Source organism: Tardiphaga sp. vice304 (genome assembly GCF_007018905.1).
Lineage (GTDB): Bacteria > Pseudomonadota > Alphaproteobacteria > Rhizobiales > Xanthobacteraceae > Tardiphaga.
The window spans coordinates 2,205,608-2,217,713 of the sequence record NZ_CP041402.1 but is presented as its reverse complement, the minus strand read 5'-3'; the positions used below and the strand labels follow the sequence as shown (position 1 = coordinate 2,217,713).

Annotated in this window: 10 protein-coding genes and 1 other RNA gene; 7 read left to right on the top strand and 4 right to left on the bottom strand. The window is 64.5% G+C overall.

What is annotated here, in order from left to right:
* Window positions 1-21 precede the first annotated feature (21 nt).
* Window positions 22-461: RNase P RNA component class A (gene rnpB, locus FNL56_RS10555), an RNA gene on the top strand.
* A gap of 121 nt (window positions 462-582) precedes the next feature.
* Here rnpB and FNL56_RS10550 read toward each other — a convergent pair.
* Entirely contained in the window at window positions 583-2,166 is a 1,584-nt protein-coding gene (locus FNL56_RS10550; RefSeq protein ID WP_143577808.1) for a DHA2 family efflux MFS transporter permease subunit, read from the bottom strand.
* A gap of 236 nt (window positions 2,167-2,402) precedes the next feature.
* The gene (locus FNL56_RS10545) at window positions 2,403-3,650 is read right to left on the bottom strand and encodes an HlyD family secretion protein (RefSeq protein WP_143572663.1); all 1,248 of its coding nucleotides are present in this window, start codon (window positions 3,648-3,650) and stop codon (window positions 2,403-2,405) included.
* A gap of 177 nt (window positions 3,651-3,827) precedes the next feature.
* Between FNL56_RS10545 and FNL56_RS10540 the strand changes: the two genes are divergently transcribed.
* Entirely contained in the window at window positions 3,828-4,466 is a 639-nt protein-coding gene (locus tag FNL56_RS10540) for a TetR/AcrR family transcriptional regulator (protein ID WP_143572662.1), read from the top strand.
* Here FNL56_RS10540 and FNL56_RS10535 read toward each other — a convergent pair whose 3' ends face one another.
* Window positions 4,467-5,684, bottom strand: coding sequence for an extensin-like domain-containing protein (locus tag FNL56_RS10535; protein ID WP_143572661.1), 1,218 nt, complete (start codon window positions 5,682-5,684; stop codon window positions 4,467-4,469).
* 202 nt (window positions 5,685-5,886) lie between these two features.
* Between FNL56_RS10535 and FNL56_RS10530 the strand changes: the two genes are divergently transcribed.
* The 5 genes from FNL56_RS10530 (at window position 5,887) to FNL56_RS10510 (ending at window position 11,372) form a co-directional block, all read left to right on the top strand.
* Window positions 5,887-6,900: an ABC transporter substrate-binding protein gene (locus FNL56_RS10530; RefSeq protein ID WP_143572660.1), complete on the top strand. Its 1,014-nt coding sequence runs from the start codon at window positions 5,887-5,889 to the stop codon at window positions 6,898-6,900.
* A gap of 93 nt (window positions 6,901-6,993) precedes the next feature.
* Window positions 6,994-7,791 (top strand): ABC transporter ATP-binding protein, encoded by a 798-nt coding sequence (locus FNL56_RS10525; RefSeq protein WP_143572659.1) that lies wholly within the window; start codon window positions 6,994-6,996, stop codon window positions 7,789-7,791.
* Between the two features lie 85 nt (window positions 7,792-7,876).
* Complete coding sequence (locus FNL56_RS10520) at window positions 7,877-8,665, top strand: ABC transporter permease (protein ID WP_246660989.1); 789 nt, start codon at window positions 7,877-7,879, stop codon at window positions 8,663-8,665.
* 314 nt (window positions 8,666-8,979) lie between these two features.
* Window positions 8,980-9,681, top strand: coding sequence for a L,D-transpeptidase (locus FNL56_RS10515; protein WP_143572657.1), 702 nt, complete (start codon window positions 8,980-8,982; stop codon window positions 9,679-9,681).
* Between the two features lie 143 nt (window positions 9,682-9,824).
* A complete protein-coding gene (locus FNL56_RS10510; protein WP_143572656.1) occupies window positions 9,825-11,372 on the top strand; it encodes a DUF4403 family protein in 1,548 nt (515 codons plus the stop codon).
* A gap of 150 nt (window positions 11,373-11,522) precedes the next feature.
* Here FNL56_RS10510 and FNL56_RS10505 read toward each other — a convergent pair whose 3' ends face one another.
* Window positions 11,523-12,062: a PRC-barrel domain-containing protein gene (locus tag FNL56_RS10505; RefSeq protein WP_143572655.1), complete on the bottom strand. Its 540-nt coding sequence runs from the start codon at window positions 12,060-12,062 to the stop codon at window positions 11,523-11,525.
* Window positions 12,063-12,106: the final 44 nt, after the last annotated feature.

The window sequence follows — 12,106 nt, the reverse complement described above, 5'->3', positions numbered from 1 at the left end:
GCAGCCCCCATGGCTTGCGCATCAGTCGGCTGGACGGCCGCTCCCGCTACGGTCGAAAGGCTGCGGGAGAGGAAAGTCCGGGCTCCATCGACATACGGTGCCGGCTAACGGCCGGCGGGGGCGACCCCAGGGAAAGTGCCACAGAGAACGAACCGCTTTCCGTAACCCGCAAGGGCGAGGCGAGTAAGGGTGAAAAGGTGCGGTAAGAGCGCACCGCGTCTCCGGCAACGGAGACGGCATGGCAAACCACACCGGGAGCAAAACCGAATAGGGACGGCAACGCAGTCAGTTCGCCCGGGCGAAAGCCCCGGCGATAACACTTCAGGGCGATGTCTTGCTCGCTGTCCGGGTAGGTTGCTTGAGGCCCCGTGCAAACGGGGTCCCAGAGGAATGGCCGTCACGTATCGTTCGGGCAACCGGACGGTGCCCTACAAAACCCGGCTTACAGGCCGGCTGATACTTTTTCGCGACAACGAGGGGTCCGGTGTACAACGCCGGGCCCCTCGCCAGTTTAAATGCTGTCATTCCGGGATTCCGGGTTCGCTCGGGCTTCGCCCTCGCGTCCCGGAATGACGCGCGCAATCAATGCGCGTCGCCGGTCGCCGCGTTCTTCGGCTTGTTGAGCAACAGCACCATGAAACTGAGGCCGATATAGAAGCACGACAGCAGGAAGAACGAATCGCCAAAGCCCATCACCGTGGCCTGGCGGTGAACGATCTGGTTGAGCTGCTTCAGTGCCATGAGGGGCGCGTCGCCCAGCCCCTGGAATTTCTGCGTGAAATTATTCAGCGTCTCGACCGCCATGGCGTTGCCCCAGGTCACCTTGTCGTGCAGCCGCGAGATGTGGAAATCGGTGCGGTGGTCGAGCGCGGTGTTGATGAGCGCCAGACCCAGCGCGCCGCCGAGATTGCGCGTCAGGTTGAACAGGCCCGAGGCATTCTTCAGCCGGTCCGGCGCCAGCGTGCCGAGCGCAATGTTGTTGACCGGCACCATCGCCAGCATCATGCCCATGCCGCGCAGGATCTGCGGCACCAGCAATTCGTAGAAATCATAGTCGCGGGTGACCCATGTCATCTGCCAGGTACCGGCCGCAAATAGCACGAGGCCGAGCGCGATCAGGTAGCGCAGATCGACCTTGGTCATCAGCCGGCCGACGATCGGCGCCATCACGAACATCGAAATGCCTGACACGAACATCGTCTCGCCGATCATCAACGCGCTGTAACCGCGCACTTCGGCAAGGTAGCGCGGATAAATATAGGTCAGGCCGTACAGGCCGATGCCGATGCAGAACGAGAACAGCGAGCCGAGCGCGAAATTGCGATCGCTGAAAGCGCGGATATCGACGATCGGTTCGTGCGCCGTCAGAACCCGCCAGAAGAACAGCACGCAGGTCACGACGCAGATCACCGCGCAGATCAGGATCGAGGTGTCGCCGAACCAGTCATTGCGCGGGCCCTCTTCCAGCACATATTCCAGCGTGCCGAGAAAGCCCGCCATGAAGCCCAGACCCCACCAGTCGAAATGGTCGAGCAGCGCCAGATCGGGCTTGTCGAAATCGACCAGTGCCAGAACGCCCACGGTGATCCCGATGCCGGGCACGACGTTGACGAAGAACAGCCAGTGCCACGACATCAAGTCGGTAATGTAGCCGCCCACCGTGGGGCCGACGGTCGGCGCCAATGTCGCCACCAGCCCGATGATCGGCGCCACGATATGAAACTTCGAGCGCGGGAACACGGCATAGGCGGAGGCGAACACCGTCGGGATCATGCCGGCGCCGAGAAAGCCCTGGATCGCGCGCCATATGATCATCTGCTCGATCGACGAGGCGAAGCCGCACATCAGGGATGCAAAGGTGAAGCCGGCGGCCGAAATCGCAAACAGCATCCGCGTGCCCAAGGCGCGCGAAAGAAAGCCGGACAGCGGGATCGCGATCACTTCGGCGATCAGATAGGCGGTCTGCACCCACGACACTTCGCTGGACGACGCCGACAGGCCGGCCTGGATTTCCGACAGCGAGGCCGAGACGATCTGGATGTCCAGGATCGACATGAACATGCCGAACACCATGATCAAAAACGCGATCAGCCGCTTCGGCGGGATCCTGTCGGATGCGGCCGCGCCGGGAATGGCGCCAGGCGTCGCGGTGGTGGAGGCGGCCATGGTGGTCCTGACTACAATAACTCGTCACTTTCAGCGATGCTCTGACACCTCTCCCCGTTGGGGAGAGGTCGATGCCTGAGCGCAGCGAAGGCGTCGGGTGAGGGGACGCCGGCTGATCGATGGCGCTCGGCCCCCTCACCCGCCCGGCTACGCTGCGCTTCGCCGGACGACCTCTCCCCAACGGGGAGAGGTGAAAACCACTGCCATCCCGACGTAATCTACAAAAAGTCGAGTTGCTACTTCACCGCTTCGGCGCCGGGCTTGGTATTGATGCGGACGTAGACCGACATGCCGGCACGCAGCAGGTTTTCGCGGGCGACGTCAGCCGGCACCTTGAGGCGGACCGGGACGCGCTGCACGATCTTGGTGAAATTGCCGGTGGCGTTGTCCGGCGGCAGCAGCGTGAACACCGAGCCCGCGGCCGGCGCGAGGCTCTCGACGGTGCCTTCGATGGCGCGGCTGGAATCGGCGTCGAGCTCGATCGAGACCGGCTGGCCGGGCTTCAGGCGGCGCAGCTGCGTCTCCTTGAAATTGGCGTCGATGAAGACGTTGTCGAGCGGCACCACATTGGCGAGCCGCTGACCCACGGCAACGAAATCGCCGGTGTTAACGAGGCGGTTGGCGAAGATGCCCTCGACCGGCGCCTTGACCTCGGTGAAGGCGAGGTCGCGCTCGGCCTTGTCGAGCGAGCTCTGCAATTCGGCAAGCTGTGCGCGCGCCTCGGCCTGCTGCGCCTTGGTGACTTCGACATTGTCACGCGCAGCATCGACGGCGGCCTTCGCCGCCTGCACCGAGGCGGCGCTCTGGTCGCGCGAGGCCTGCGAGGTCTCGAAGATTGCTTTCGATGCAAAGCCGCGGGTGCTCAGCGCATCCTGACGCTCGAAATCGAGTTGCGAACGCTTCGACATCGCTTCCGCCGAAACAAGCTGCGCATTGGCCTGCTCGACCGAACTCTGCATCGCGATCACCTGACGCCCGATCCGCTCGACGGTGGCCTGCTGGGTGGCGATCTTGCGGCGCGCGGCCTCGACCGCGATGCGATAGTCGCCGTCGTCGATCTTGAACAGCACGTCGCCGGCTTTCACGCGGGTATTGTCACCCGGCACGATGCTGGCGATGTGGCCGGCGACGCGGGCCCCCATTGTGGAATTGTTGGCGCGGACATAGGCGTCATCGGTCGATACGATAAAGCGGCCGACCAGATAATAATTGATGCCCCAGACCACCGCGGCGACCGCCAGCAGGCCACCGACGCCGAGCAGGATGAATTTCTTCTTGCCGGACTTCGGCGCTGCCGCCGGATGGACTTGCGCGGCAGGCGCTTCCGGGGCGCGCTCGGCAGCGGGAAAATCTGCGGGACCGCGCGCGGCGTCATCCGGCGACGCATACGCCTCGGCGGAAGCCGACACGACGTGCACGGGCGCGTTGGAGGCAGCATCCGGCTCGGGACGAAGTCGTGCAGCCTGGTCGCGCGGTCCGGCCATCGAGGCCTCCTGAAAAGGGTCATCGGAAAGCCGCCCGCCAAGGCCGTTTCCCGCTTGCTGACCTCCAAATTATATTGACCGAACGGTTCGGTCAAGCTAGATTGCTCACGGAAGCAGGTGACTTTCGACAAGGTTTCGAAAACGTGATCGCTGCATCAATCTGGTAGCAGGCTCAGTATGTCCGATTTGCAGCACGCCACCCTCTCGATCGTCGGCGAAGAAGACAGCGCCAAGCGCCGCCAGATTCTGGACGGCGCGCGGGCCGTGTTCATGAATCTCGGCTTCGACGGCGCCAGCATGGGCGAGATCGCCCGCGCCGCAGGCGTCTCGAAAGGCACGCTCTATGTCTATTTTACCGACAAGTCCGCGCTGTTCGAGGCGATCGTCGCGCAGGAAGTGCTCGAACAGGGCAAGATCGCGTTCAACTTCGATCCCGCGCGCGACACCGAAACCACGCTGCTGGAATTCGGCACCGCCTATATCCAGTTGCTGTGTCGCCCCGGCGGCGGCTCCTCGACGCGCACCGTGATGGCCATCGCCGAGCGGATGCCGGAAGTCGGCCAGCGCTTCTACAACAACGTGGTCGCGCTGACGATCGGCCGCCTGGCCAGCTATCTCGAGGCGCGGGTGGCCGCGGGTGACCTCGCGATCGAGGACTGCTCGCTCGCGGCGTCGCAGTTCATGATGTGCTGCCAATCTTCGCTGTTCATGCCGTTCATCTTCCAGGCGGCGCCGGCGCCGTCGCCCGAGCAGATTGCAACAGTGGTGAGCAGCGCCGTGCGGATGTTCCTGGCGGCCTATCGCCGGGCGAACTGACTACTCGTTCTTGTAATCTTCCGCGTCGTCATAGGCCGCCTTGCGGCCGGACGGTTTTGCGCCGCGGCCTCCGATCGATCCCGTGACCGACGTGTCGCGCCCGGAATAGGTGCTGCGCGGCATGGCGCGCGAGGCGATCTCCTCGCCGGACACGGCGGCCGGCTGACAGACGATACGGCGCGATTTGCGGCGCATCAGGTCGACATGGATGTGGTCGTAGTGAAACACGTTGGAGCCCGGCGCCAGCACGGTGTTGAACACCTGGCACGCCGCACCCTGCACGTCGCGCAGGAAGCCCTGCTCTTCCGGCAGGCCCTTCCAGCCGCCCTTGACGGTGATCTTGCGACCATCGGCGAGCGTGAAGGACGCGATATCCAGCGCGTTGCCGAAGGCGTGCTCGGAAATATGCGCTTTGGAACTGCCGTTCATGCCGCGGCACGAATAGGCCGATATCTGTTTGATCTCGACGACGCGTGCGCCGAACCAGCGTTGCGCCGCGGGCTGCACCGCCTCCGCCAGCCACTTGTCGAGCGCCGACACGATCGGACAGGCCAGTGTCGCCACCGGCTTCAGCGCCACCGGGCCGACGGCGCCGGTGACATTGCCGGGACCTGGGCCGAGCCGCGGCTGTTCATAGGCTTGCAGCGGCGGCGACTGCACACCGGAGCCGTAGCGGCCATAGAGCGGGCGACGCTGGGTCGATGCCGGCTCGGGCGCCGGCTCCGAGGGCAGTTCGACCTCGTCCGGCTCGGCCACGCCCGGCGCATTCAGCGAGATCGGGCCGTTCGACGCCGCGCCATAGCCGGACGGCGGCTGCGCAGCGGCGGCCGGATAGGAGTTCGGATAGTTGCTGGCCGGGTAGGAATTCCCGGCCCGCTCCACCGGCTGTGGCTGCACCGGCCAGCGCGGCTGGTTGCCGGCATTGCCGACGCTGCCGGGCGGGCGCAGACTTTCATTGGCAAAGCCGAAGCTGCTGTTGCTGTCGCCGAGGGCTGCTACTTTCAGCGGAAATTCGGCGCCGCAAACCCCCGGTCCGGAAATCGGGTCGATCCGAACGAGATCGGCCCCCTCTCTCACGGCTCCGGATTTCAGACATGCGACTTCTGCCTCGGCACGCCAGGGTTCGCGCTCTTCGGTCTGGAACAGACCGCGACCACAACCCGCAAGCGATACAAGGACGACGGAGCCGACGAGATACAAACGAATTCCGCGCGTCATCCCGTCAATATTGAGGAAATGCCTTAAGGACTCTTCAACGTCCGGAATTCGCGCCTAATTCGCCAAGCCGGCTTGGGCAGGTTCTCGCCCCACGGAGGTTGCCCGCCGATAGACCGATTGACAGCACCGACCGCCCATGGGCCTCATGCGGCAACTCGACCGTGGCCGGCACGACTCGGCGCAGCATTCTGGGAAAACGTCCATGCGAAAGATGATCGCCGCAACCCTTGGCGCCGCTCTGTCGGCTGCCCTCCTGCTGGCCCAGCCGGTCGCAGCCCAGACCCCGATCAAGATCATGGTCGGCGGCATTGACAAGCAGATCTATCTGCCTGCCAAGCTCGCCGCCCAGCTCGGCTTCTTCAAGGAACAGGGCCTCGACGTCGAACTGTTCAACTCCACCTCCGGCTCGCAAGCCGCGACCGCGCTGCTGGCGCGCGAGGTGCAGGGCGTGGTCGGATTTTACGACCACACCATCGACCTGCAGTCGAAGGGCAAGTTCATAACCTCGGTGGTACAGTTCGCGGTGGCGCCGGGCGAAGTTGTGCTGGTCAAGTCTGCCGATGCCGAGAAGCTCAAGGACCCCGCCAACTGGAAGGGCCAGGCACTCGGTGTGACCGGACTCGGCTCGGCCACCGACTTCCTGACCCGCGCGCTGGCCGCCAAGGCCGGACTGAAGGTGCAGGACTATTCGCTGGTGCCGGTCGGCGCCGGCGACACGTTCCTGGCCTCGATGCAGCAGGGCAAGATTGTTTCCGGCATGACCACCGAACCGACGGTGGCGCGCGCGGTGAAGAACGGCACGGCCAAGGTCGGCATCGACCTGCGCACCCCGGAAGCCACCCGCGCGGCGCTCGGCGGCGACTATCCGGCCGCCTGCCTGTATATGGACCGCGCCTGGATGGAGGCCAACAAGGAGACCGCGCAGAAGGTGGTCAACGTCATGGTCAAGACACTCAAGTGGATGCACAGCCACTCGCCGGAAGAAATCGCAGCCCAGATGCCGAAGGACTACTATGCCGGCGAACTCGACCTCTACATTCAGGGCCTGCGCGAAGGCCGCGCACAGTATTCTCCGGACGGCATGATGCCCGCCGGTGCCCCGGAATCGGTTTTGAAGGTGCTGACCAGCTTCTCGCCCAACCTGCAGGGCAAGACCATCGACCTCGCCAAGACCTACACCACGGATTTCGTCACCAAGGCCAACGCGACGCAGTGAGGGACTCGTCGTTCAGGGGCGCGAGCGGCGAGAGCCGACCGCGAACCCGGAATGACACCCTTGGTTTCCCCGTTCGCAATCGAGAAATTTCGCATGACCCCCTCTCCGTCCGCCATCGAGCTCAAACACGTCGCCCGGCGCTTCGTCACACCGTCGGGCGAATTGCTGTCGGCGCTGGAAGACTTCGACCTCACGATCGCGCCCGGCGAATTCATGGCCATCGTCGGCCCCACCGGTTGCGGCAAGTCGACCACGCTGGGGCTGATCGCAGGCCTGGCCAGGCCGCAGGCCGGCGAAGTGACCCTGTTCGACAAGAAAGTCTCCGGCGTCGATCGCCGCGTCGGTTTCGTGTTCCAGCAGGACGCAGTGTTTCCGTGGCGCGACGTGCTGCATAATGTGATGGCGGGGCCGCTGTTCCGCGGCATTGCCAAAGACAAGGCGGAAGCCGAGGCGCGCGACTGGATCATCCGCGTCGGCCTCAAGGGCTTCGAGGGGCACCACCCGCACCAGCTATCCGGCGGCATGCGCAAGCGTGTGGCGCTGGCGCAGACCTTCATCAATAATCCGCAGGTGCTGCTGATGGACGAGCCGTTCTCTGCGCTCGACGTGCAGACCCGCGAATTGATGCAGGAGGAATTGCTGCAGCTGTGGGCGCAGGCGAAATCCGCGGTGCTGTTTGTCACCCACGACCTCGACGAAGCCATCCTGCTCGCCGACCGCGTCGCGGTGCTGACCACGCGCCCTGCACGCGTCAAGTCGGTGCACACCATCGACCTGCCGCGCCCGCGCGACGTCGCGACCCTGCGCTACGACGAGCGCTTCATCGCTATCGCGCGAAAGATCAACGACGACCTGCGCGAAGAAGTGTTGCGAGCGAGGGCGGGACACTAACGTGTCCGGGGAAACTGACATGACCGAGTCCAGCATCATCACATCCCTGCCCGCCGACCCCAAGCTCGAAACCGCGCTGCAGCGGATGCGCCGGCACGACCGGCTGGTGCTGGCGCTGCGGCTCGCCGTCCTCGTCTTCCTGATCGGCGGCTGGGAACTCGGCGTGCGCACCGGGCTGATCGACCCGTTCTTCTTCGGCCAGCCCACCGGCATCGTCGTCAAGCTGATCGACTGGTTCCAGAACGGCACCTCGATCGGGCCTTTGTGGAAGCAGATCTGGGTGACCATCTACGAGGCCGGCGCCGGCTTTCTGATCGGCGCGGCAATGGGCATTTTCTTCGGCATCGCGCTCGGCCGCAACCAACTCCTGTCCGACGTGTTCTCGATCTACATCAAGGTCGCCAATTCGATCCCGCGCGTGGTGCTGGGCTCGATCTTCATCGTCGCCCTCGGCCTCGGCGCGGCGTCTAAAATCGCGCTGGCCGTGGTGATGGTGTTCTTCGTGGTATTCGCCAATGCTTTTCAGGGCGTGCGCGAGGCCGACAAGAACCTGATCGCCAATGCGCGAATTCTCGGGGCGTCCGACTGGCAAATGACCCGATCGGTGGTGATTCCTTCGGCGCTCTCCTGGATCCTCGCCAGCCTGCATGTAAGCTTCGGCTTCGCGCTGGTCGGCGCCATCGTCGGCGAGTTTCTCGGTGCGCGCGAGGGCATGGGCCTGCTGATCGCCACCGCGCAGGGATCGTTCGATTCAAACGGCGTGTTTGCCGCCATGATCGTCATCGCCGTGGTGGCGCTTGTTGCCGAGTGGATACTGACCATGCTTGAGAACCGGCTGCTGACCTGGCGGCCGGATGCAACGATCCACGAGTGATCGCCTGCTCGTCCTCTGTTGTTCCAAGCAAGGCCTCAAAGTCACTCTCCGCACGGAATATGCGGTCACGCGCTTGCTGGTTTTCCTGACTGCCATTTAGCGTAAGCGAGGTCCTGTCACACGAAACCCAGGGCGCCTCGTTTCCGAACTCGACCTCCCGTCGGGCGCGACGACATCGCCACGAAACAGTTCTCCCGGGCAACGAAACCATTTAGCGCCCTTCGCGCCAACTTCCTGAAACCTCCGCTTTGTACTGATCACGCCAACGAGACGCCGAACCGGCGCTCACAGAGGCGCTCAAACGGAGACACACCATGACCACCTTCGCTGAATTTTCGCTGACCAGCCGCCGCACCGCCGCAGTTCTTGGCGCGCTCGCCATCGGCACGCTGGCCTTCACCCCCGCGCAGGCCGCGCCGCTGCCGCTGTTTCCGTTCTTCATGACGCCGCCCGCGCAGTGGCAGCCCGCGCCGCAGGCACCGACCTATCAGACACCGCAGGCCGAGGACGACAGCGTGGCGGTCGCACAGCCGGCGCGATTCCGCCGCCAGATCGTCACTTACGCCACCCGCGAGGCGCCCGGCACCATCATCATCGATACGCCGAACACCTATCTGTATTACGTGCTCGGCAACGGTCAGGCGATGCGCTACGGCATCGGGGTGGGCCGCGACGGCTTCACCTGGTCCGGCGTGCAGACCGTCACGAAGAAGGCCGAGTGGCCGGCCTGGACGCCGCCGCCGGAAATGATCGCGCGCCAGCCCTATCTGCCGCGACACATGGCCGGTGGTCCCGGCAATCCGCTCGGCGCCCGCGCGATGTATCTCGGCGGCACCATCTATCGCATTCACGGCACCAACATGCCGGAGACGATCGGCACCCAGGTGTCGTCCGGCTGCATCCGGCTCACCAACCAGGACGTCTCGGACCTGTATTCCCGGGTGAACGTCGGCACCAAGGTAATCGTGCTGCCGATGGATCGCCGCGCCGACAATGCGGCAGGCAAGCGGGGCTGATGGACGAAGTTGCTCACGACGCACTTCGTGCAGTAACAATTGCACACATTCCAGCAGCCAAACAGGCGCCCCGCGCCATGCGTGGGGCGCTTTGCCGCCGCACTGCATTGCTGTAGTCTCCCGCGATATTCAGCGGGGAATTGATGCGCCTTAGAACTATTGTCATTGCGGTCGTGCTGGTGGGCGTTTCTTTCGTCGCCGCCCTCAAGGTCATGGACTATCTCTCGCCGCGCGGCGCCGGGCCGGCGCCGGTACTGGTGCAGATGCCGCCGCTGCCGGCGGCGCCGCGCATCTCGAGCATCATCGCGCCCGTCGCCATCACCCTGAATGCCATCCGTGACGCCGCCGAAAAGGGCGCACCGCGCAATTTTGCGGGCGATGCGCCTAATCCGGTGCCGCAGATCCTGCAGAATGCCGAGATCAAATGGAGCGCGGCGCGCGGACCGATAGGTGCTACCGGGGCCGCCGATACGCTGACGCTGGCGACGCCGCTGAACGGCACGCTCAACGTCACGGGCGCCCTGTCGTCCAATGTACGCGATCAGCTCGGCGGCGCGCTCGGCAATCTGCTCGGCGGCAATGTCGCCAAGCAGCTCGGCAGCATCAATATCAAGAACCTCAACGCCAATGCCGAGATCCGCGGCAATGTGGTGCTGACCGCCCGTCCGCAGCTCACCGCCAACTGGCGCGTCGAGCCCGGCCTCGCCGCTCAGGTCAATCTCGGCGACACCAGCGTGACGATGGCCGGCGCACGCCTGAGCGTGCCGGCGCAGGTCAAACCTATGATCGACAAGACCGTCAACGAGCAGATCGCCGCCGTGCAGGCCCGGCTGCGCAACGATCCCGCGCTCGAACAGAACGCGCGGCGCGAATGGGCCAAACTGTGCCGGTCGATCCCGCTGCAGGGTGCCAGCGCCTTGCAGGGCCTGTTTCTGGAAATGAAGCCGGTTCGCGCCGTCGCCGCACAGCCGCGCGTCGATGCGAGCAACGTCACGCTGACGCTGGGCGTCGAAGCCGAGACCCGGGTGACGGCGAGCCAGACGACACCGGAGTGCCCGTTCCCCGCGACGCTGGCTATCGTGCCGCCCGGCCCCGGTAAACTCAGCATCGCCGTGCCGGTCGACATGCCGTTCACCGAGATCAACAAGATCATCGAGACGCAACTCGTCGGCCGCAGCTTCCCGGAAGACGGCTCCGGCGCGGTCGGGATAACCGTGAAAAAGGCGAATGTGCAGGCGTCGGGCGACCGGCTGCTGATCTCACTGCTGGTCAGTGCAAAAGAGAAGAAGAGCTGGTTCGGTCTCGGCGCCGAAGCCACCGTGCACATCTGGGGCAAACCGGCGCTCGATCAGGCGACGCAGGTGCTGAAGCTGACCAATACCGAACTGGCGGTGGAGTCGGAAGCAGCGTTTGGCCTGCTCGGCTCGGCCGCCCGCGCGGCCATGCCGCTACTGCAGGACGCGCTGGCGGAACGCGCGACGATCGACCTGAAGCCGTTCGCCAGCAATGCGCAAAAGAGAATCGCATCCGTGATTGCCGACTTCCAGCAGAACGCCAACGGCATCCGCGTCGGCGCCGAGATTACCAGCCTGCGGCTGGCCGGCATCTCATTCGATTCCAGGACGCTGCGGGTGATTGCGGAAGCGGACGGCGCCATCAACGTCGCGGTAACGGCGCTGCCGGCATTGTAGCCCGGATGACAATCCGGGACCGGCCTGTCGTAAATCGGGTCCCCGGATTTCGTCGCCGCGCCGCAGGCGCGACAACTTCATCCGGGCTACTCAATCGCAAAGACCGCGCCCGTTGCCGGACGCGCTCTCGCTTGACGATATCGGCGAGCGTTAGTTCGTCGCATATTTGAACGCGGACATCGCCTTGAGCTGGTCCTTGGTGGCGCTCAGCACGGCATGGTCGGGATACCACGGATTGGGCTTTGCCGCCGTCGCAGTCGTCGCCGAGCCCGTTGTGGTCGCGGTGGCTGCGCCAGTTGTCGTGGTCGTAGCGGACTTGTTCATGCCACCGGTGGCCGTCGCAGCGGTGGTATTGACGACCGGCTCATTGACAAACTTGATCTTGTCGAACGGCACGGCGACCAGTTGCTCGCCAACGCCGAGGAAGCCGCCGACGCCGATGACAACGGCCTTGATGTTACCGCTCTTGTCGGTGAGCAGATCGTTGATCGAGCCGAGGCTCTCATTGCCGTCATTGTAGACGTTGAGGCCGACGACCTTCGAGGTACGCCAATTGCCGTTGTAGCTGGAGTCAGAAGCCGTAACGGCGGCGACAGGTGCCGTCGTGGTCGGTGCTGCGCTCTGCGCGAAAGCGGCCGACGCCAGCAGGGCCGATCCCAGCAGTCCAGCCGTCATATATTTCGTGAACATATGTTCCTCCTGTTTGAGTTTGCCCATGTGAAACGCCGGGCCGG

Coding starts and splice junctions, on each gene's coding strand:
- FNL56_RS10550 (WP_143577808.1), bottom strand. CDS start 2,166: ATGGCCGCCTCCACCACCGCGACGCCTGGCGCCATTCCCGGCGCGGCC.
- FNL56_RS10545 (WP_143572663.1), bottom strand. CDS start 3,650: ATGGCCGGACCGCGCGACCAGGCTGCACGACTTCGTCCCGAGCCGGAT.
- FNL56_RS10540 (WP_143572662.1), top strand. CDS start 3,828: ATGTCCGATTTGCAGCACGCCACCCTCTCGATCGTCGGCGAAGAAGAC.
- FNL56_RS10535 (WP_143572661.1), bottom strand. CDS start 5,684: ATGACGCGCGGAATTCGTTTGTATCTCGTCGGCTCCGTCGTCCTTGTA.
- FNL56_RS10530 (WP_143572660.1), top strand. CDS start 5,887: ATGCGAAAGATGATCGCCGCAACCCTTGGCGCCGCTCTGTCGGCTGCC.
- FNL56_RS10525 (WP_143572659.1), top strand. CDS start 6,994: ATGACCCCCTCTCCGTCCGCCATCGAGCTCAAACACGTCGCCCGGCGC.
- FNL56_RS10520 (WP_246660989.1), top strand. CDS start 7,877: ATGCGCCGGCACGACCGGCTGGTGCTGGCGCTGCGGCTCGCCGTCCTC.
- FNL56_RS10515 (WP_143572657.1), top strand. CDS start 8,980: ATGACCACCTTCGCTGAATTTTCGCTGACCAGCCGCCGCACCGCCGCA.
- FNL56_RS10510 (WP_143572656.1), top strand. CDS start 9,825: ATGCGCCTTAGAACTATTGTCATTGCGGTCGTGCTGGTGGGCGTTTCT.
- FNL56_RS10505 (WP_143572655.1), bottom strand. CDS start 12,062: ATGTTCACGAAATATATGACGGCTGGACTGCTGGGATCGGCCCTGCTG.